The sequence below is a fragment of the Streptomyces sp. M-16 genome (genome assembly GCF_052114405.1).
In the GTDB taxonomy this organism is placed as follows: domain Bacteria; phylum Actinomycetota; class Actinomycetes; order Streptomycetales; family Streptomycetaceae; genus Streptomyces.
This window is the reverse complement of sequence record NZ_JBFRER010000140.1, coordinates 1-18,939: the sequence shown is the minus strand read 5'-3', so window position 1 is coordinate 18,939 and position 18,939 is coordinate 1. Positions and strand designations below refer to the sequence as shown.

19 protein-coding genes and 1 pseudogene are annotated in these 18,939 nt (G+C 72.3%); 9 read left to right on the top strand and 11 right to left on the bottom strand.

Annotated elements, in window-relative coordinates; genetic code table 11:
* Together AB4039_RS37105 and AB4039_RS37100 are read right to left on the bottom strand one after the other, a co-directional pair.
* A pseudogene (locus AB4039_RS37105) lies at window positions 1-100 on the bottom strand (IS5/IS1182 family transposase); the annotation flags it as partial.
* A 174-nt stretch (window positions 101-274) separates the two neighbouring features.
* On the bottom strand, window positions 275-616 hold the full coding sequence (locus AB4039_RS37100; protein ID WP_266845512.1) for a HopJ type III effector protein: 342 nt from the start codon (window positions 614-616) through the stop codon (window positions 275-277).
* Window positions 617-1,219: 603 nt separating this feature from the next.
* On the opposite strand from AB4039_RS37100, the gene AB4039_RS37095 reads away from it, so the two are divergent.
* From AB4039_RS37095 to AB4039_RS37075, 5 genes are all read left to right on the top strand, one after another.
* Window positions 1,220-3,007 (top strand): N-acetylglutaminylglutamine amidotransferase, encoded by a 1,788-nt coding sequence (locus AB4039_RS37095; RefSeq protein WP_266845513.1) that lies wholly within the window; start codon window positions 1,220-1,222, stop codon window positions 3,005-3,007.
* Window positions 3,008-3,069: 62 nt separating this feature from the next.
* On the top strand, window positions 3,070-5,343 hold the full coding sequence (locus tag AB4039_RS37090; protein ID WP_442272817.1) for a S9 family peptidase: 2,274 nt from the start codon (window positions 3,070-3,072) through the stop codon (window positions 5,341-5,343).
* Between the two features lie 423 nt (window positions 5,344-5,766).
* Entirely contained in the window at window positions 5,767-6,684 is a 918-nt protein-coding gene (gene htpX / locus AB4039_RS37085) for a zinc metalloprotease HtpX (protein WP_266845682.1), read from the top strand.
* Window positions 6,685-6,699: 15 nt separating this feature from the next.
* Window positions 6,700-7,278, top strand: a complete 579-nt coding sequence (pspAB, locus tag AB4039_RS37080) for a PspA-associated protein PspAB (RefSeq protein ID WP_266845517.1) — start codon at window positions 6,700-6,702, stop codon at window positions 7,276-7,278.
* Between the two features lie 201 nt (window positions 7,279-7,479).
* Window positions 7,480-8,262 carry an SDR family oxidoreductase gene (locus AB4039_RS37075; RefSeq protein WP_266845683.1) on the top strand — a complete coding sequence of 261 codons (783 nt, stop codon included), beginning with the start codon at window positions 7,480-7,482 and terminating at the stop codon, window positions 8,260-8,262.
* 197 nt (window positions 8,263-8,459) lie between these two features.
* Here the strand turns inward: AB4039_RS37075 and AB4039_RS37070 are convergent, their stop codons facing one another.
* The 6 genes from AB4039_RS37070 to AB4039_RS37045 form a co-directional block, all read right to left on the bottom strand.
* Window positions 8,460-8,969: a RidA family protein gene (locus tag AB4039_RS37070; RefSeq protein WP_442272816.1), complete on the bottom strand. Its 510-nt coding sequence runs from the start codon at window positions 8,967-8,969 to the stop codon at window positions 8,460-8,462.
* Window positions 8,970-9,059: 90 nt separating this feature from the next.
* The gene (locus AB4039_RS37065) at window positions 9,060-9,272 is read right to left on the bottom strand and encodes a DUF6296 family protein (RefSeq protein WP_442272815.1); all 213 of its coding nucleotides are present in this window, start codon (window positions 9,270-9,272) and stop codon (window positions 9,060-9,062) included.
* Window positions 9,269-9,676 carry an STAS domain-containing protein gene (locus tag AB4039_RS37060; RefSeq protein WP_266845523.1) on the bottom strand — a complete coding sequence of 136 codons (408 nt, stop codon included), beginning with the start codon at window positions 9,674-9,676 and terminating at the stop codon, window positions 9,269-9,271. Before AB4039_RS37060 ends, AB4039_RS37065 begins: the two co-directional genes overlap by 4 nt.
* A 111-nt stretch (window positions 9,677-9,787) precedes the next feature.
* Entirely contained in the window at window positions 9,788-10,192 is a 405-nt protein-coding gene (locus tag AB4039_RS37055; protein ID WP_266845525.1) for a DUF2267 domain-containing protein, read from the bottom strand.
* Window positions 10,189-10,539: an STAS domain-containing protein gene (locus tag AB4039_RS37050; protein ID WP_442272814.1), complete on the bottom strand. Its 351-nt coding sequence runs from the start codon at window positions 10,537-10,539 to the stop codon at window positions 10,189-10,191. The genes AB4039_RS37055 and AB4039_RS37050 overlap by 4 nt, the downstream gene beginning before the upstream one ends.
* Before the next feature lie 127 nt (window positions 10,540-10,666).
* Window positions 10,667-11,101, bottom strand: a complete 435-nt coding sequence (locus AB4039_RS37045; protein ID WP_442272813.1) for an Hsp20/alpha crystallin family protein — start codon at window positions 11,099-11,101, stop codon at window positions 10,667-10,669.
* A gap of 111 nt (window positions 11,102-11,212) precedes the next feature.
* Here AB4039_RS37045 and AB4039_RS37040 point away from each other — a divergent pair, with 111 nt between their 5' ends.
* Entirely contained in the window at window positions 11,213-11,908 is a 696-nt protein-coding gene (locus AB4039_RS37040) for a hypothetical protein (protein WP_266845531.1), read from the top strand.
* Window positions 11,909-12,145: 237 nt separating this feature from the next.
* Here AB4039_RS37040 and AB4039_RS37035 read toward each other — a convergent pair whose 3' ends face one another.
* The gene (locus tag AB4039_RS37035) at window positions 12,146-13,270 is read right to left on the bottom strand and encodes a winged helix DNA-binding domain-containing protein (protein WP_442272812.1); all 1,125 of its coding nucleotides are present in this window, start codon (window positions 13,268-13,270) and stop codon (window positions 12,146-12,148) included.
* Complete coding sequence (locus tag AB4039_RS37030) at window positions 13,267-14,256, bottom strand: MDR family NADP-dependent oxidoreductase (RefSeq protein WP_266845534.1); 990 nt, start codon at window positions 14,254-14,256, stop codon at window positions 13,267-13,269. Before AB4039_RS37030 ends, AB4039_RS37035 begins: the two co-directional genes overlap by 4 nt.
* A 103-nt stretch (window positions 14,257-14,359) precedes the next feature.
* Here AB4039_RS37030 and AB4039_RS37025 point away from each other — a divergent pair, with 103 nt between their 5' ends.
* A complete protein-coding gene (locus AB4039_RS37025; protein ID WP_266845535.1) occupies window positions 14,360-15,316 on the top strand; it encodes a helix-turn-helix transcriptional regulator in 957 nt (318 codons plus the stop codon).
* Window positions 15,317-15,610: 294 nt separating this feature from the next.
* Here AB4039_RS37025 and AB4039_RS37020 read toward each other — a convergent pair whose 3' ends face one another.
* The gene (locus AB4039_RS37020; protein WP_442272811.1) at window positions 15,611-16,177 is read right to left on the bottom strand and encodes a TetR/AcrR family transcriptional regulator; all 567 of its coding nucleotides are present in this window, start codon (window positions 16,175-16,177) and stop codon (window positions 15,611-15,613) included.
* A gap of 151 nt (window positions 16,178-16,328) precedes the next feature.
* Between AB4039_RS37020 and AB4039_RS37015 the strand changes: the two genes are divergently transcribed.
* Both AB4039_RS37015 and AB4039_RS37010 read left to right on the top strand, forming a co-directional pair.
* Complete coding sequence (locus AB4039_RS37015) at window positions 16,329-17,798, top strand: MFS transporter (protein WP_266845539.1); 1,470 nt, start codon at window positions 16,329-16,331, stop codon at window positions 17,796-17,798.
* A 162-nt stretch (window positions 17,799-17,960) separates the two neighbouring features.
* On the top strand, window positions 17,961-18,830 hold the full coding sequence (locus AB4039_RS37010) for an alpha/beta fold hydrolase (RefSeq protein ID WP_442272818.1): 870 nt from the start codon (window positions 17,961-17,963) through the stop codon (window positions 18,828-18,830).
* Window positions 18,831-18,939: the final 109 nt, after the last annotated feature.

Sequence of the window (18,939 nt, the reverse complement as noted above, 5' to 3'; positions counted from 1 at the left end):
CGCGCCGCAAAACGGTCACCAGCTTCCCGAAACAGCGCGGACTCAGCCCCGTGAACGGGGCTATCCAAGACGGCTCCGACGCCGTGATCACACCAGCCACACCAAGATCATCTCACCTGTGACCAGCAGTTACGGGACAACCCTTAGCCCACTGAACTCCGCGACTGGCTGGTGCTCGGCCGCTGCGCCGAGGCCGGCCTGGCCGAGTCGGCGGTGCTCGCCGTCGACGGCTCGAAGTCCGGGGCCCCGGCCTCCGGCGCCCGGGTTTCGCCGTTCAGCTCTTGCGGGACAACGGCTGCCCGGCGAAGCTCACCCCATCCAGGCCATGGGTGATGAGGTTGCGAATGTTGCCGTGGTCGGTGTCGTTCGGCGTCGCCAGCACACTGCGGTAGTGCTCACCGAAGGCCAGCAGCGCCTCGTGGTCGCTCAGCCCCTCCAGCAGGGCCAGGCCCAGCGTCTTGCAGGAACCCTCGTTCTCACCCGCGGCATTTTCCAGTTCCCCGTTGCGGAACGCCTGCGGCTGATACGCGTAATGCGCGGCGACGAAGGCCAGGGTGTCGGCGAACTCGTGCTCACCTGACGCAAGGCTTGCCCGCAGTGAGTTCAGATCAGTCATGTCGGTTCCTCCGGGTTGAACGGACGACCGATCGCCGTCCGTGACCGGACGACCATAACCCCCCGTAAGACCAGCGGTAACGAGCGGCATCTCCGCAGGTCGCGATGTGTGTCTGTGCGATCCGCCAAGAGCGGGTTCCGGTCGGGGCGACCGGCCGCGAGGGCGGCGCTGGTCAGCAGGCCGTTGCGGGGTCCCGACGGTCGGCATCCAGGGGGGACTGCCCGCCGCAGGAGACGGGGTTCGGCTCCGGACGCGGACGCGGACGTGCGCGCCGGCTCCGTGCGCCGGTCGGGTGGTCCATCGGAGGCCGCGTGGATCCGTGAGCTGGAGGGGCATAAGTGGGGGTGTCGTCGTGGACAGGGTCGTGGGCGTGCCGGCCGCCGGGTGTGCGGCGCCTCCGCGGCGCGCGTACGCCGGTCCCCGCCATCGGGGACGCGGCCCCCGGGCTTGGGGAGCGGACGATCGGGCAGACGCCGTTCAGCCCGCACGGTGCGGGCCGAACGGCACGGGAGCGAAGGAACATATGGCGGACGTGGCCGGGCCCTCGGGAACGAGAGCAGTACGGGGAACGCTTGTGCGTGCCGACGGATCGGCAGGCGCCCCATGTGCGGCTTGAGCGGGGAGGTGCGCTTCGACGGCGGCCGTCCCGACCTCGCCGCGGTCGAACGCATGGCCGACACGCTGGAATCGCGCGGGCCCGACGGCCGGGGCGCGTGGTCGCAGGGGGCGGTCGCCCTGGGGCACCGGCGGTTGAAGATCATCGACCTCTCGGACCGGGGTGCCCAGCCCATGACCGACGCCCGGCTCGGCTTGACGGTGGTCTTCAACGGCTGCATCTACAACCACCGCATGGTGCGCGGCCGGCTCGAAGACATCGGATACCGGTTCTTCTCCGACTCCGACACGGAGGTGCTCGTCAAGGCGTACGCACAGTGGGGCCTGGAATGCGTGGACCGCCTCGTCGGCATGTTCGCCTTCGCCATCGTGGAGCACGACACGGGCCGCGTCGTGCTCGGCCGTGACCGCCTGGGCATCAAGCCCCTGTACGTCACCCAGGACGCCCACCGGCTCCGCTTCGCCTCCACCCTTCCGGCCCTTCTGGCGGGCGGGGGAGTCGACACCTCCCTCGACCCGGTGGCGCTCCACCAGTACCTGAGCTGGCACGGCACGGTACCGGCGCCCAGGACCGTACTGGCCGGAGTGCGCAAGATCCCGCCGGCCACCGTCCGGGTCGTGGAGCGGGACGGCACCCACCACGACCACTGCTACTGGCAGCCCTCCTACACCCGGCACTCCGCGTTCGGCACGGACCCGGCGCTGTGGCGCGACGCGGTGCACGACGCGCTGCGCACGGCGGTGCGGCGGCGCATGGTCGCCGACGTCCCCGTCGGCGTGCTGCTCTCGGGAGGCCTGGACTCCAGCCTGATCGTGGCCCTGCTGGCGGAGGAGGGGCTGGAAGGTTCCGACCTCCCCACCTTCGCGATGGGATTCGAAGCGGAGAAGGGGGAGGACGGCGACGAATTCCGGTTCTCCGACCTCATCGCCCGCACGTTCTCGACCGACCACCACAAGTTCGTGATCCCCACCAGCCGGCTCCCCACCGCACTGGAAGGCGCGATCGGAGCCATGAGCGAGCCGATGGTCAGCCACGACGCCGTGGCGTTCCACCTGCTGTCCGAGCAGGTCGCCAAGGACGTCAAGGTGGTGCTCTGCGGCCAGGGAGCGGACGAGGTGTTCGCCGGCTACCACTGGTACCCGCCGATCGCCTCGGCCACTCGGGAGGGCGCGCCCGCGGCGTACGCCGACGCGTACTTCGACCGGACGCACGACGAGGTCATCGCCATGCTGGACCCGGCCGTCGCCGCGGCCCACGACGCCTCCATGGAGTTCGTCCGCGCCCACATGGCCGCCCGCGGCGCCGCAACCTCCCTCGACGCGGCCCTGCGGATGGATGTCCACGCGCTCATGCCCGACGACCCGGTCAAGCGGGTCGACAACATGACGATGGCCTGGGGCCTGGAGGCACGCGTGCCGTTCCTGGACCACGAGCTCGTCGAACTCGCCGCCGCCTGCCCCCCCGAGCTCAAAGTGGACCAGGGCGGCAAGGCCGTGCTCAAGGACATCGGCCGCAAGGTCCTGCCCCTGGAGGTCGTGGACCGCCCCAAGGGCTACTTCCCCGTGCCGGGGATCCGGCAGATGGCCGGGCCGGTGCTGGCCCGCGTACGGGAGGCCCTCACCGCACCGGAGGCGCGCCGGCGCGGGATCTTCGACCAGCGGCACGTGGCCGCACTGCTGGCGGAACCCGACCGCCACCGCGCCAAGCGGGGAGCCGGCACGCTGTGGCAGGTGGCTTCGCTGGAGATCTGGCTGCAGGTGCACGGCATTCACTGATCCGCGACGGCCTGCCGGAGGCGCGGCCCCGGCGAAGCGGAGAGAGGCTGAGAGAGGCTGCCATGCCCCTGGACCGTACGAAGCCGACGGCTCCGTCTTCCGGCACGTCCGAAGTCCCCGTACCGGCGCCCGCGCCCGTATACGTGCCGGACGACCACCACGGCGATCCGCCGGCCCTGCTCACCGCCCACGGATGCTGGTATCCCGCGGCCGACCCCACCGGCGAGAACGTGGCGTTCATCTGCGACCGGGCAGGGGTCCCGCAACTGTGGAGCGGGCCGGCCCGGAGCGCCGAGGCCCACGTCCTCGACGCCGACCCCGACCCGGTGACCGAGGTGTCGTGGTCCCCCGACGGGCGCTGGATCGCGTACACCTCGGCCCCGGGCGGCGGCGAGCACACCCGGGTCCTGGCGGTGCGCCCCGACGGGACCGGCCGCCGCGTGCTCGCCGGCGCCGAGGCGGGCGGCACCGCTCACCTCGGATCCTGGACCCGCGACGGTTCCGCCCTCGCCGTCACGATCGCCTGGTCGTCGGAGGCGGTCGCCGAGCACAGCGGGCCCGGGCACCTCTCGCGGGACGCATCGGAACGGCTCGCGGTGTCCGAGGCCACGGCCCCGGTGGGGGGCGCGGGGGAGGCCTGGACCGAACGCGGAGGATCCGCGACCCTCCTCGGCAAAGGCGCCGCACCCCGGTCCGGCCGACCGGCATCCGCCCCCCGTACGGGGCTGCTCGCTCCGGGCGCCGGCAGCCGAGCGGATGCCGGACGGGTGCCGGATGCGGGACGGGTGCCGGATGCCGCGCCGGCACCGGGTATCGGACCGGCGCCGGGCGGCGGGCTGGCGCCGGGTATCGGACCGGCGCCGGGCGGCGGGCTGGCCGCCTACCTCATCGACCCGGACGGCACGAACGCCCCGGTCCTGCTGTTCAGCGAACGGGGAGCCGCCTCCCTGCGGGTCTGCGACATGACCGCGGACGGCCGGTTCGCACTGCTGCGCCGGGGCCCGCGCGGCCACCGCGAGGGCCTCGTACTGGACACCGCGTCGGGCCGCACCACCTGCGCGCTGCGGGTCGCCGACGGGGACCCGTGGATCGGCCGGTTCTCTCCCGACGCGTGCACCCTGTGGCTGCGCAGCGACTGGGAACGGGAGTACGCGGCCCTCCTGGGGGTCCGGCTGGACGAGGACGGCGCCTCCCGGGGCATCTTCGTCGCGGCCGAGCGTGAAGGGTCCGCCCTCGACCTGCTGACCGTCCCCGACCACGGGCGGTGGGGCCTGGTCGCCTGGAACGTCCACGGCGCCAGCGAACTGCAGAGCATCGCTCTGCCCACCGCGGGCGCGGAAGGCGAGGGCGACTCCGGACCGCATCACCGCCCGGAGCTGCCCCACGAGGTGGTGACCCGCATGGCCGTGGGCCGCGGCGCGGCGTTCGCGGCCCTGTCGGGCTCGCTCCGCAGGCCCGGCATCTGGGAACTGGCCGGTGGCGGCACCCCCGTACGCGCCCCCTGGTCGGCGCGCGACGAGGAGGCGGCCCCGCCCGGCCGGCCCCCCGTACGCCCGGTGCCGCTGCGCTGCCGGGCCCGGGACGGGCTGATGCTGGGCGGCTGGTACTACCGGACGCCGGACCGGGACCCGGGCCGTCCGGCCCCGTGCGTGATCCACCTCCACGGAGGTCCGGAGGAACAGGAGCGGCCGGTGTTCAACCCGCTCTACCACGAACTCCTCAGCCGGGGTCTGGACGTCTTCGCTCCCGACGTCCGGGGCTCGTCCGGCTGGGGACGGTCCTTCGTCGACGCCGACCTCGGCGCCGGCCGGTTCGCGGCGATCGACGACGTCGCCGACTGCGCAGCCCACGTGGTGTCGCTCGGATACGCCGACCCCCTGCGGCTGGGGGTCATGGGGCGCTCGTACGGCGGCTACCTGACGATGGCCTCGCTGGTCTGGCATCCGGAGCTGTTCCGCACCGGAGTGGCCGTTTGCGGGATGTCGGACTTCGACACGTTCTTCGCCGGCACGGAACCGTGGATCGCCCAGTCCGCGGCCGCCAAGTACGGGCACCCCGAACGGGACCGGGAGCTGCTGCGCGCCCTGTCCCCGATGAGCCGCGTCCACGAGCTGCGCGTTCCCGTCCTGGCGGTCCACGGCGAGCACGACACCAACGTCCCGCCGACCGAATCGGAGCAGTTCGTCGGCGCCGCCCGCGACCGCGGGCTGCCCGCGGAACTGCTGGTGCTCCGCAACGAAGGCCACGAATTCCTCCGGGCGGACAACCGCCGCACCTACCGACGCGCCGCCGCCCGCTGGCTGGAGCGCCATCTCGGGGCGAGCCCGACGTCGTGAGGTCCGGGGGCGCGCGCTGCGCCGGTCCGCTACCGGTCGGCTACCGGTCGGCATGCGGCATGCGGCGTGCGCAGAGCCCAGCGGCCCGGTCGGACCGTACGAACCGAACCCGTTCGGTGAGGAGACGGGCGAGGGCGATGCCGGCCTGGCAATGCGGCGTGCCCGGGACAATACTGAGTAGATGCAGGCCCGTGCGGGTGTCCTGGACGAGCTGATCGCCTCGGTGCGCCGGAGGACGCCACCCTGCCGGCCGCGCGGGCCGGGTGAAGCACGGCTGCCGACTGCGTCCGCCCCGGCGGCGGTGGAGGGCCCGGGGCGCCCGATGCCCCGAACGGCCCGTCGGGCAGGAGGCGACATCATGATCATGCGGATTCCGGTACGGCACTGCCGGTATGACGAGGGCCTGACCCCGAGGTGATGACGGTGCGCAGCCGCTTCGAGCCCGACCGGCAGCTGACCGCCCGCATGGCGGTCACCATGTTCCTGCTCGGGCTGGTGTACGTGGTGTTCATCGCCGCGCTGATCGTGCTGCTCAAGTCCGTCGTCCTGGTGGTCGTCATCGCCGCCGCCATGCTCGCCGCACAGTTCTGGTACTCCGACAGGATCGCGCTGTACGCGATGCACGGCCGCTTCGTCACCCCTGAGGAACAACCGCAGCTGCACGGGGTGATCGACCGGCTGTGCGCCACGGCRGACATGCCCAAACCCCGGGTGGCCCTCTCGGGCATGGACCTGCCCAACGCCTTCGCCACCGGCCGTAACGCCGACCACGCCGTGGTCTGCGTGACCACCGGACTGATGCGCCGTCTGGAAACGGAGGAGCTCGAAGGCGTCCTCGCCCACGAGCTCTCCCACGTCGCGCACCGCGACGTCGCGGTGATCACCATCGCCTCGTTCCTCGGGGTGATCGCCGGACTCGTCGTCCGTTTCGCGTTCTACTCCCAGCTGTTCAGCGGACGCGACCAGCGGGACCAGAACACCGCCGTCGTCTTCATGGCCGTCATGGCGGTCTCCGCCCTCGTCTACGCCGTCAGCTTCCTGCTCATCCGGGCGCTGTCGCGCTACCGCGAACTGGCCGCCGACCGCGCCGCGGCGATGCTGACGGGGAAGCCCTCCGCGCTGGCCTCGGCGCTGACGAAGGTCACCGGGGACATCGCCCGCATCCCCACCGAGGACCTGCGGACCGCCCAGGCGTTCAACGCGTTCTTCTTCACCCCCGCCCTCAAGCCCGGCACGGCGATGGCCACCCTGTTCTCCACGCACCCCAGCCTGGAACGCCGGCTCGCGGCGCTCGCGGAGATCTCCGTACAACTGGGCGGACCCGGCGGCGGGACGCCATGAGAAGGAGCTGAGGCCGTGGGACTCTGGGATTCCGTGTTCGGCCGGACCAAGCCCGTCAAGCCCGACCTGGACCAGCTGTTCGGCCTCCCTTCGGCGGCGATCACGCTCCAGGCAGCCATCGGCTTCACCCCTACCGGGGCCGGCTCGGTGTGCTTCGCCTCCACGGAGGGCGGTGCGTTCACCCAGGTCCGGCAGGACGTACGAGACCTCCTGGACGCCGATTCCGAACGGGCCGGCAATCCCGTGGAGCTCAGCCGCGACGCCTACGGATACTCCTGGCTGCTCTCCCGCCGCGGCCCCGACAGCCTGCCGGCCCTGGTCGGCGACCTGCACGCGGTGAACACCGCCCTGCAGGACAGCGGCTTCGGCCCCCAGCTCCTCTGCTCCCTGGTCACCTTCCACGATGCCGAGCTGCGCCCCCTCGCACTCGTCTACCTCTACAAGCGGGGCACCTTCTACCCCTTCGCGCCGCTGCCCGGACACAAACGCGACAACCCGCTGGAACTCCAGGTCAAGGCCACGGTCAAGGACGACCTGCGCCTCGAGGAGGACCTGAGCCGCTGGTTTCCGCTCTGGGGCGCCCCCGGCCTGTGACAGGACCCCGGACGCGGGGAGCCAGGTACACGACGACACCGCCACCCACCGCGACCCGGCCGGGGCGGCCGGCAGCGCCGCCGTCGACCGCTGGGGCGGTGAGCCGCCGGTGAGGGAGCGGTGAGCGCTGCGAACGAGAGTGACGCCGTCGACGGGGCCCATCGGGGGCGCGGCACGAACACCTGGCAGAGGGGTACGGACATGGGCGAGCAGCTGGCCGGCAAGACGGCACTGGTGACCGGTGGATCGCGTGGTATCGGACGGGCCGTCGCACTGCGTCTGGCCGCTCAGGGGGCGCTGGTGGCGGTGCACTACGGCGGGAACGAGGCTGCCGCCGAGGAGACGGTGGCACGGATCGTGGGGGCGGGCGGGCGCGCCTTCGGCGTGCGGGCCCGGTTCGGAGAGGCCGCAGCGGTGGACCGGCTGTTCGAGGGGCTGGTCCGCGGGCTGGCGGAACACGGTGCGAAGGGCCTGGACATCCTGGTCAACAACGCCGGTATCAGCTCGGGCAACTCGATCGGTCAGGTCACCGAGGAGGAGTTCGCCACGCTGATGGCCGTCAACGTGAGCACCCCGTTCTTCGTGGTCCAGCGGGCGCTGCCGCTGCTGAACGACGGCGGGCGCGTCATCAACATGGGGTCGACGGCCAGCCGGTTCGCGGTCTCCACCCAGATCGGCTACACGGTCAGCAAGGCGGCGCTGGAGGCCATGGGACCCTCGCTCGCCAACGAGCTGGGCCCGAGGGGCATCACGGTGAACACGGTCGCGCCCGGAGCCGTGCGCACCGACCTGACCGCCGGCTACACCTCGATCCCGGAGGTCGTAGCGGGCCTGGAGGCCATCACCGCACTCGGACGGATCGGCGAGCCGGAGGACGTCGCCGACGTCGTGGGCTTCCTCGCGGGCCCGCAGGGGCGCTGGGTGACCGGCCAGACGATCGACGTGTCGGGTGGGACCTGGCTCGGGCCGATCGCCGCCGGCTGAACCACGATGTTCCGGCCGGTGCGCACCGCCGTCTCCCCGGGCCGGTACCGGGCCCGGGGAGACGGCCGTAGCCGGTGCTCGCCACCAGCAGCACCAGCAGCAGCACCTGCCACTGCGGACAGGACGCCGGCAGCCGGTCCCGCACGCCCGTCCACCGGACGCCGACGCACTCTTCAGGCGATCCTCGGCCTACGTGATCAGGAGCGCGGTGAGACCTGGACGATGGCCTCGATCTCCACGAGCTGTTCGGGGACCGACATGTCGGATACACCGACGATGGTGTCGGTCGTGCGGTGGTTGCCGACGTACTCCTTGTGCAGTCTGGCGGCCGTGTCGAAGTTTGTGCGGAGGTCCTTCGTGAAGATCTTCATGCTGATGATCTGGCTGCGGGGGACCCGGTAGTGCGCGAGGACCTTGTCCAGGTTGTCGAACGACGTGCGCACCTGCTTCTCGAAGTCGCCGGCGCCCACGAAGTTCCCGGCCGCGTCGTGGGACACCTGCCCCGAGATGTAGATCGTGTCCCCGGCTCTGATGCCCTGCGAGTACCCGTAGGACTCCTCCCACGGCACCCCGAACCCGAAGTGGTCCCAGCCGCGGCGCGCCTGGTCCTGCGCGCTGGCCCCCTGCAACCCCGTGAAGGTGATCATCGCGGCCACGACCGCGGCCACCGTGGCGCCGATGCCGAACCTGCGCCTTGACTTGGTCATAGCTCTCTCCCTTACGTCCCCGGCGGAGCCCGGAGTCCCGACGCTCCCACGACGGAAGGGAGAACTCCTCGTACGGGAATCGAGTGGACGTCACGTCGCGCGCGCCGGCCTTCCGCGGACGGCGGGCGGGCCCCCCGGTTCGATCCCCACTCGGAGTGCCCCGTGGGCGCCCGGGGAGACCGGCTCGCCGTCGGCGCTCATCTCGCCGGTGGCCTGCACGAGCACGAGCCGGGGAGGGGCGTGGCCGCCGGTGGGGCCGGGCAGGGTGATGGCGTAGCGCAGCGGTGCCTCCACGGTGCTCACGGCTTGTCCGGAAGGGGCTGGTCCACGAGCGCGGCGGGGACGCTGCCGCGGATGGTGAACAGCGCTGCGGTGCCGGTGATCTCCAGCAGCCGCATCACGTTCGGTGGAGGGGCTGCCAGGAGCAGCCGCACGCCGGCCGCATCGGCGTCCAGGCGGGTCTGGAGCAGGGCGTTCAGGCCGGTCGAGTCGCAGAACGTCAGGCCGGACAGGTCGACGACCAGCCTGGGCGGGCCGGCCCTGACGGCTTCGGCGAGGGCGTCGTGCAGCTGCCGGCGCCGGTCCTGGTCCACCTCGCCGTACAGGCTGAGGACCCGGGCGTTCGTCCCGGAGGGCGTCATCGTGGTGAACCGCAGCAGTGGCACGGGCGCGCCGACGTCCGCGGGGTCACGGGGCCGGATGGACATGTGCGGGGCCTCCCTTCCGGTAGAGAAGCTGTCCGTCCTTCGATCGTGCCGCGCCTGGCGTGTCCCGCACCACCTGGCCGGGTACCGGCGGGGCCGGCGCCTCGCGCCGGGTCAGGGACGCAGGCCGGGCCGGGGGCGGCCGAAGAGGACGTCGTAGCCGGGGGGCAGTTGCAGCAGGACGTGCTGGACGAGGTCCTCGCCCGCGGCGTCGGCGGTGGTGGACAGGACCGCGCCGATGTCCCACAGGGCGGTGGTCTCGGTGGCGCCCTCGATCCAGGCCGCGGTGGCACGCACGAACCTCTCGGGGGTGAGCGGCTCTGCGGCCTGCAGCGGGTTGAGCAGGATCAGCGCGAAGGTCTCGGGCAGCCGGGCCGCGAGGTCGGCACGCACCTGGCCGACCAGGTGGGCGCCGAGCAGCGCCAGGACGACGCGGGCCGCCCGCTCGGCCTCCTCGGGGGTGTCGTATTCGCCGCGTTCCCGGACCTGGTCCAAGAACGCCTCCCATCGCAGAGTCACCGCGTCTCTCCCTTCGCTCGGGGGGCGCCCGCGGGCGCCCCTGGTCCAGGTTCCGCTCTCAGGCGCCGGTCGAGGCCGGTGAGCTTGAGCAGCCGCAGTACGGGGCGGCCTGCGCCGCGCAGGACCAGCCGTGCGCCGAGCCGGCCGGCCAGGTTGTGGGCGTGGACGAGGGCGCCCAGGCCCGCGCAGTCCATGAAGTCCACCCCGGACTGGTCGAGCACCACCTCGCGGTGGGCGTTCAGTGCGGTGGTCAGCTCGCGGCGCGGCGTGGGGGCGGTGGCGGTGGCGATGTCGAGGTCGCCACCCATGGCCACCACCGCGCTCCTGACCGTCTGCTGGTCGAGCATGGCGCCCTCACCCTCTGCCGGGCACCGCCTTGCGGGACGCGGCCGGGGTACGGGCCGTCCCGCGCGCAACAGGAGGGGGAGAGGGATCCGCGCGGGACGGCCGCGTTCCGGGGGCGTCCTGGTGGTGTCAGGCCTGGATCTGCCGGTGGTCGCCCCGGTGGCTGATCGCGATCTTGCGGGGCTTGGCGCGGTCGGCGACCGGGATCTTCAGGGTCAGCACGCCGGCGTCGTAGTCGGCGCTGATGCCCTCGGGGTCGAGGGTGTCGGAGAGCATCACCTGGCGGGAGAACACGCCCAGCGGGCGCTCGGACAGCTCCCACGTCACGTCCTCGCCCTCGTGGCGCGGAYGGCGCTCGGCCTTGACGGTCAGCATGTTCCGCTCGACGTCGATGTCGATCGCCTCCGGGTCCACACCCGGCAGGTCGAAGCAGACCACGTACTCGTCGCCCACCCGGCCGGCGTCCAGCGGCATCGGGGCCGGACGCGACCAGGTGCCGTTGCCGCCCAGGAACTGCTGGGTCAGACGGTCCAGCTCGCGGAAAGGATCGGTGCGCATCAGCATCGCGAAACACCTCCAGTGACCCAAAGGGTGCCAGTGCGCTTCACTCGAATCCGTTCTAACATGTCATCCATCCGATGACAAGCGCGCACGTCATGTGGAGAGTGACACAGAATGCCCGTGAAACCCGAACCCGCCCCGGCCGGAGCGACCCCGCCCTGCGAGCCCGCCTCCTTCCTCGCCGCGGCCACCGCACTGGCCGCCATAGACGACGCCGTCCGCACCGCCCGGGCCCCCGGCACCCGTACCGGCCCAGAGCCGTCCACCGGCCCCGAACAAGCCCTCGCCGCTCTCCTGCTGCTGCGCGAACTGCGCACCGAGCTCGCCGGCTGGGAAGCCGGCCTGGTCGAGACCGCCCGCGCCGCAGGCGCCACCTGGGCCGACCTCGCACAGCCCATGGGCGTCGCCAGCCGCCAGGCCGCCGAGAACCGCTACCTGCGCCTGCGCCCCACCGCCGGCACGCCGAGCCCGGGTCCCACCACCACCGGTGCCGAACGCGTCAAAGCCGTACGCGACCACCGCGCCGCCGAGCGCACCATCACCACCTGGGCCCGCGACAGCGCCGCCGCCGACCTTCGCGTCCTCGCCGCCCAGATCACCACCCTGACCGGCCTGGCCCCCGCGGCGCGCCCGGCCCAGGCCGCCCTGACCGCCGCGCTCGGCACCGCCGACGCCGCCGACCTCCTCGCCCCCCTGGCCCTCATCCGCTCCCATCTGGGGGCGGAACACCCCGACCTCGCCGCCCGCCTCGACGCCCTCGCAACCCACGCCGAGCGGCTCCGCCACGACAGCAACCGACGCCGCGCCTGAGAGCGCCCCCGAAGCACGCCGGCAGCGGATCGAAGACCGGCCCGCCGCCGTCGCTGAACCCCCCTTGCCCGGCGCCCACCCAGGACCGCCTCAACGACCTCGGGCCGCTGCCCGACGACATCACGCTGCACCTGGACTACGGTACGACCGTGATGACGCAACAGCTCGTGCTCGGGTCACCCATCGGGCGCTCGCTTCGCCTGGCCCCCTTCCAGCGGTAGATGCCGGGGTGGAATCTCACGACGAGCGGGTCGCGACCGGGTCGCCGCAGGACACCATCCTGCCTCCCACGAACGGCAGGAGCCGGTCGGCTTCCTGCTCCAGGGCCACCCGATCGGTTGCGCGGAGCGGTCGGAACGGGGTGAGCCGCAGCGTCCCGGCGTCGAGGGACCAGGTTCCGTGCACCCGGCCGTCCACCAGGAAGGCGGGCCGTACCCGGGCCCGGCCGGGCATCACCCGCTTTCGGTCCTCGTCGCTGATGACGCGGGTCCGGTCGGCGTGGCCGAGCAGGGCGTTGTCGAAGACGGGCAGCAGCCGCACCGGGGCGGGGGTCTCGGGGTCGGGCAGCTCGGCGTCGGCCAGATCGATCAGTTCCCTGCCGTCGGGGCCGCAGTAGCGGCGCAGTTCGGCGCGCATCTCCGCGACGACCTCGCCCAGGCGGGTCAGCCCGCACCAGGCCTGAACATCCTTCACTCCCGCCGGGCCGAAAGCCGCCAGATAGCGGCGGATCAGCTCCTTGGCCGAAGCCCTGGCGGCAGGCGCCGTCGCTGCCGTCGCCATCGGCTGCCCCAGCCAGACCTCGGCGGGCGTGACCGAGACCGCCGACCGGTTTCCCCACGAGCCCCATGCGCCGGTGGCCGCGCCATGGACGAGGGGAGTGCGCAGCTCAACCTCCCCGGCCAGAATGCGCCCGTCGCGTCCCGGATGGCGTTCGGCCAGCCGCCGGGCCAGCTCGTCGCGCGACAGCGTCCCTCCCGCGAGCAGGTCGAGTCCCTCGGCCACCAAGGACGCCGCGTCCAGGCCCGTGTTGTTCCGGGTGAAGTGGGGCGAGCCGGCCGTGCGGTCGAGCACGGGCTGCAGCAACGGCCGCAACCGGCGGAAGTCGTCGGCCGCGGCGAGGTGCTGGGTACTGCGGAGCAGACCGGAGCGGACCACCTGCCGGTCCTGCAGCAGTGCGGTGAGCTCGGACTGCGCGAAGGTGTGGATCCTGCTCCACAGCCCGACGTAGGCCCAGTTGGGCTCCTGCGCCTGCAGCGCAACCAGTCGCCCGATCACCTCCAGCGGGGTGCGACCGGTGCGGGTCAACAGGAACTGGCGTTCCATCAACGCCCGGTTCAGGGCCCGGAGGGAGAGTGTGGTCACGACAGCCGCACCGAGACATTGCCCCGGTAGGAACCCCGCAGCAGGGAGAGGAACGCCTGCGGCACATCCTCGATCCCGCCCTCGACCACTGTCTGCGGGTAGACGAAGCGGCCCTCGCCCAGCCAGCTGCTGAAGTGCTCGCGCCAGGCGGTGATCTGATCGGGCGTGTGGTGGCAGGAGAACGGCAGCAGCTCGACGCCCTTGGCCTCGGCCGCCGCGCGGTCGGGCCGCGGAAAGCGCTGCGCCGCGTCGCCGAGCTGGCTGGAGAGTGAGCCGCAGAGAGCGAAGCGTGCTCCGGGCCGGGCCGCCTGGAGCGCGCCCTGGTACTGCTCGCCGCCCACGACGTCGAAGAAGACCGAGATGCCCTCGGGCGCGAGTTCCCCCAGCCGGTCGGCCAGGGAGCCGTCGTGGTAGTCGAAGGCGGCGTCGTAGCCGAGCTCGTTCACCAAGTAGTCGGCTTTCGCCGGGCTGCCGGCGCTGCCGATCACCCGCGCCGCGCCGAGGCACTTGGCGATCTGCCCGGCCAGCGAGCCGACCCCGCCCGCCGCACCGGAGACGAAGACCACGTCGCCTTCGCCTACGGCCGCCACCTCGGCCATCCCGTAGTAGGCGGTCGGGCCCTGGCCGAGGTGGTAACCGGGGTCGGCGAAGAGCTCGCGGTCGAGCTTGAGGTACGAGCCGGCCGGGCCGGCCGAGTACTCGCTCCAGCCGGTCATCGACCGGACCAGGTCGCCGACCCCGAGTTCGGGGCTGTCGGATCGCACCACGGTGCCGATGGCGGCCACCCCTACCCGCTGCCCCGGCTGCCAGGCGGGGACCGGGATGGTGCAGTCGGCCCGCATCAGCTCCAGGTAGGTCGCGGCGAGCCCGATCTGGTCGGTGCGTACCAGGACCTCGCCGTCCACCTCGGTCTCGGCGACGGTGAAATGGCCGAGCACGGGGGTGCCGGTGATCTGGGCGGTCAGCTGGATCTCACGGGTGATCATTTCTCTGTGCCTGCCTCGGGTGTGTCCGGTGTTCCCGTCGAGATCGACCCTAGAAAGGCTTCCGGCCACTTTCTGGCCGGAAGCCGAGGCAGGATGTGTCGCCATGGCGAACACCAGCTCACGGACCCTCAGACTGCTCTCGCTGCTGCAGACCCACCGGCACTGGTCCGGCCCGGAACTGGCCGACCGGCTCGGGGTCTCCGAGCGGACCCTGCGCCGCGATGTCGAGCGGCTGCGCGAGCTCGGCTACCCGGTCGGCGCGGCACGGGGCACCGACGGCGGCTACCAGCTCGCGCCCGGCGCCGTCCTGCCGCCGCTGCTGCTGGACGACGAGGAGGCGGTGGCCCTCGCGGTGGGCGTCGGCGACGCGGCGCAGAGCGGGATCGCGGGGATGGAGGAGGCATCGCTTCGCGCACTCACCAAGGTGGTGCGGGTCCTGCCGCCCCGGCTGCGGGCCAGGGTGGACGCCTTGCGGGCCATGACCCTCTCCGCCGTCGTGTCAGGGCCGGTCGTCGCGGCGGGGGTGCTCACCACGGTCGCCCAGGCCTGCCGGGACGAGGAGCGGCTGCGGTTCGGCTACACGGCCAGGGGCTCCGCACCCACGGAGCGCGAGGTCGAGCCGCACCGCGTCGTCGCACTCGGAGGACGCTGGTACCTGGTGGCCTACGACCTGGGTCGGCACGACTGGCGCGGTTTCCGTCTCGACCGGCTGACCGAGCCGACGGCGACCGGCACGCGCTTTCGGCCGCGCCCGCTCCCGACCGAGGACGCCGTGGCCTTGGTCCAGGCAGCGAGCGGCGCCCCGGCTCCGCACACGGTCGAGGTCCTTGTGCATGCGCCCTCCGAGCGGGTGCGACAGGTGGTGGGCCGCTGGGGCACGATCGAACCGCTCGACCAGGACAGCTGCCGGCTCACCATGACCTCGACCTCCCTCGACTGGCCGACCCAGGCACTGGGCAACGTGGGCGCCGAGTTCGAGGTCCTGGGGCCGCCGGAGTTCGCCGCGCACGTCCGGGAGTGGGGCACCCGCTTCATCCGGGCCACCCGCGCACCTGCATGACCTTCTCTGCCGTGGCACCGCGACGGTGGCGCGACGCCGGGCCGCGATCGCGGCTGCCCAGAAACTGCCGAGGGTCTACGAGGAGCTGCCCCTGCGCGCCACTCGGCCCGGCCGGCCGAGACGATGCTGACACCGGCCGGGCGCGCGGAGAAGGTGCAGGCCGCCTTGCCGGCCGGCAACGGCTCCGACCCGAGCGCCGCCGAGCGGGGCGGGCTCGATGACGAACCCGGCCGGCACCTCGCGGAGCGAGCCCCGGCACCGCGTCCGAGGGCTATCCCGGGAACCGGGTTGAGGTCACAGCAACCGGTCGACCAGCCCGTCGATGTAGTCCGGGGTGAGCGGGACCATGCCGAACCACACGCGGATGTACATCGGGGCCAGGATGTGGTCCAGCACGCCGTACGCGTCGGGTGCCTGTTCGCCACGTTCCTGGGCGCGATCGAGCATGGACTGCAGTTGCCGCATGCGGTCGGCTCGGAGGTCGTCACCCGCCCGCAGGCCCTGCTGACCTTTGTTCGACAGGGCGACGGCCAGGCGCACCACCGCCAGACCGTCGGGTCCGGTGATCTCGCGGGCCACGTTGGCCGCGTAGGCGCGCAGATCGCCGGCCAGGCTCCCCGTGTCGGGCATCGGCGACTGCGCGTTGAGGCGGGTGAGCGCCACGTCGCTGAGCAGGGTCTCCAGGCTGCCCCACCGGCGGTAGATGCTGCTGTCGGCCACGCCCGCGCGGGCTGCGACCTCGCCGACGGTGAAGTTGCCGTAGCCGCGCTCGCTGATCAGGGCGGTGACGGCCTGGTGCACCTCCGCGGCGACGCGGGCGCTGCGCCCGCCGGGCCGCCGGGCTCGCTGTCCTTCGCTCATGTCTCCACCTTAACGCAGTAGTGACTTGCGTTTGTGTCGCGATCTTCCTTACAGTCGCCTAACGCAGTCACCGACTGCGTTAGGTTGCTCAGGTGTATCGCCATCCGCGTCGACCGCGGCCGGGCGCTACTGACGATTGAGGGGAATCTCCATGACCGCATCGCCTGTGGCCGGGGGCGGTCGACCCAACCGGGACGTGCTGCTCACGGTGACCTGCCTGGGCCAATTCATGGTCCTGCTCGACAACACGATCGTGGGAGCGGCGCTGCCCGATATGCAGCACCGGCTGCATGCTCAGCTGACCGGTCTGCAATGGATCGTCGACGCGTACGTACTGCTGGTAGCCATGCTGCTGCTGTCCGGCGGCATCTTCGCCGACCGTTTCGGCCGCAAGCGGGTGTACCTGAGCGGCGTGGCGGTGTTCACCGTCGCCTCGGTGCTGTGCAGCCTCGCGCCCTCGGTCGGCTGGCTGGTCGCCGGCCGGGCGCTGCAGGGCATCGGGGCCGCGGCGCTGAGTCCTGCCTCGCTGGCTCTGCTCGTGGCCGCCCATCCCCTGCCACAAGAACGGGTGAAGGCGATCGGGCTGTGGGCCGGATTCAGCGGAATCGGTCTGGCCGCAGGCCCTGTGGCCGGCGGCGTGCTGACGGAAGCCTTCGGCTGGCCCGCCATCTTCCTGGTCAATCTGCCCATGGGGGTGGTCCTGCTGCTGGTCGGCCTGCGCCACCTCGGCGAGTCCCGCAATCCGAGCGCCCCCGCGATCGACACCCCGGGCACGGTGCTGTCCGTGATGGCGGTGGGGGCACTGACCTACGGGCTGATCGAGGGGGGCGCCCGCGGCTGGACGTCGCCGGTGATCCTGGGCAGCTTCGCTGCCGCGCTGATCCTCCTCGTCGCCTTCGTCGCCGTCGAAGCGCGTCGTAGCGCTCCGATGCTGCCGCTGCGGCTGTTCCGGCAGCGGCTGTTCACCGTGTCCAACACCGCCATGGTGGTGGTGGGGTTCGCGCTCATGGGCTCGTCGTTCTTCTTCTCCCAGTTCTTCGTGTACGTCCAGGGCAGCTCGATCCTGCGCGCCGGCCTGCAGACCCTCCCCGTCTCCGTCGCCATGGTGATCGTCAGCCCGTACGCGGGCCGGCTCGCCGCCCGGTACGGCTTCCGCATCGTGGTCACCACCGGCCTGGCCCTGGCCGGGCTGGGACTGCTGGCGCTGGGCACGGTGCACGCCGACACCGGTTACGGGAACGTGTGGTGGCGTCTTGGAGCCGTCGGCACCGGCTTCGCCCTGACCCTGTCTCCGCTGACGGGCGCCGCCATCCAAGCGGTCAGCACGCAGGAAGGCGGCCTCGCCTCCGGCGTCAGCAGCACCACCCGGCAGATCGGCGCGGTGCTCGGCGTTGCGGTACTCGGAGCCGTCGTCCGCACCCGGCAATCCGGCGGTGCCTCCATCGAGACCGGCCTCAACAGCGCCTTCGTCGCGGCCGGCGCCGTCACATTGGCCACCGCCGTGTTCACCGGCCTGTGGCTCGCGAGGCCCGGGCCGGCAGAAGGCTCCGCTGGACGGCAACGTCACACCGATCCGGATGCGGTCATCACCGCGAACAAGGCCTCCACGAGAAGCCGTTGACAGCAGCAACAACCGCCGTCGGCCGGGAGGTGTCCCGCTGGAGGACCCTCCCACGTGACGACGCCCCCCGCCCTCCGGTCCTACGGGGACGTCCCCTTCGAGCAGTTCATCATCGACGCGCAAGCCGCCGATGCCGCAGGATGCAAGAAAGTGAGCAGACAGATGCAACCGACGTTCGTACTGGTCCACGGAGCCTTTTCGAGTTCCTTCTCCTTCGCACCGCTCCAGGCCGAGCTCGGCCTCCTCGGACACCGGTCGGTCGCCGTAGACCTGCCCGGCCATGGATTCCAGGCGACCTACACGCCCGCCTACCAGACCCCACAAGATCCCGAAGGGCTCGCCACGGCACCCGGCTCGATCAAGGGCGTCACGCTCGCCGACAATGCCGCGCACCTGATCGGGATCCTGGAACGGGCCAAGCAGAACGGGCCGGTGATCCTCGTCTCCCACAGCCGTGGCGGGATCACGGCCACCGCGGCGGCCAACGCCCGCCCGGAACTGATCGACCGCATCGTCTACGTCTCGGCCTGGGCCCCGGTCGACCTCGACGTCACCGACTACTACGCCGAGCCGGAGATGGCCACGGTCGACCCCGCCACCTTCGCCTCGGCGCTCGTCGGAAACCCGGCCGAACTCGGCCTGCTCCGCGTCAACTTCCGCACCGCTGACCCGGACGTGCTCGCGGCGTTCAAGGCGGCCTTCATCGCCGACGGCACCGACGAGCAGTTCCTCACCCTCCTGAACACCTTCCAGCCCGACGAGAACCTGGACGCCGGCGCCACCACCGACCGGGCACAGGCCGAGACATGGGGCCGCATCCCCAAGACGTACATCCGCCTGGCCGACGACACGAGCCTGCCCCTCGTCCTGCAGGACCGGCTGATCCGCGAGGGCAACGAGCTGACGCCGGACAACCCGTACGACGTCCGCACGCTGGCGGGCAGCCACCTGAAGTGGCTGGTCGACCCGGCACCGGCCGCCCGAATGCTGGGTGAACTCGCCGCACCGGCGGGACGGCCGGGGGCGCGATAGGCACGATGAGCACGGCCCGCTCCGCGCGACGCCCGGTCCTCGTATCCCCGGCCCCGGCCGATCCGGGCGCGGACACGGCCGCGCCGGAGGACGCCGCGGGCCGCCTCCC

What these genes read in the sequence shown, in the direction of transcription:
- AB4039_RS37010 (WP_442272818.1), top strand. Translation starts at nt 17,961, where the DNA reads ATGCAACCGACGTTCGTACTGGTCCACGGAGCCTTTTCGAGTTCCTTC.
- AB4039_RS37020 (WP_442272811.1), bottom strand. Translation starts at nt 16,177, where the DNA reads ATGAGCGAAGGACAGCGAGCCCGGCGGCCCGGCGGGCGCAGCGCCCGC.
- AB4039_RS37100 (WP_266845512.1), bottom strand. Translation starts at nt 616, where the DNA reads ATGACTGATCTGAACTCACTGCGGGCAAGCCTTGCGTCAGGTGAGCAC.
- AB4039_RS37015 (WP_266845539.1), top strand. Translation starts at nt 16,329, where the DNA reads ATGACCGCATCGCCTGTGGCCGGGGGCGGTCGACCCAACCGGGACGTG.
- AB4039_RS37030 (WP_266845534.1), bottom strand. Translation starts at nt 14,256, where the DNA reads ATGATCACCCGTGAGATCCAGCTGACCGCCCAGATCACCGGCACCCCC.
- AB4039_RS37075 (WP_266845683.1), top strand. Translation starts at nt 7,480, where the DNA reads ATGGGCGAGCAGCTGGCCGGCAAGACGGCACTGGTGACCGGTGGATCG.
- AB4039_RS37025 (WP_266845535.1), top strand. Translation starts at nt 14,360, where the DNA reads ATGGCGAACACCAGCTCACGGACCCTCAGACTGCTCTCGCTGCTGCAG.
- AB4039_RS37095 (WP_266845513.1), top strand. Translation starts at nt 1,220, where the DNA reads ATGTGCGGCTTGAGCGGGGAGGTGCGCTTCGACGGCGGCCGTCCCGAC.
- AB4039_RS37090 (WP_442272817.1), top strand. Translation starts at nt 3,070, where the DNA reads ATGCCCCTGGACCGTACGAAGCCGACGGCTCCGTCTTCCGGCACGTCC.
- AB4039_RS37070 (WP_442272816.1), bottom strand. Translation starts at nt 8,969, where the DNA reads ATGACCAAGTCAAGGCGCAGGTTCGGCATCGGCGCCACGGTGGCCGCG.
- AB4039_RS37050 (WP_442272814.1), bottom strand. Translation starts at nt 10,539, where the DNA reads ATGCTCGACCAGCAGACGGTCAGGAGCGCGGTGGTGGCCATGGGTGGC.
- AB4039_RS37060 (WP_266845523.1), bottom strand. Translation starts at nt 9,676, where the DNA reads ATGTCCATCCGGCCCCGTGACCCCGCGGACGTCGGCGCGCCCGTGCCA.
- AB4039_RS37040 (WP_266845531.1), top strand. Translation starts at nt 11,213, where the DNA reads ATGCCCGTGAAACCCGAACCCGCCCCGGCCGGAGCGACCCCGCCCTGC.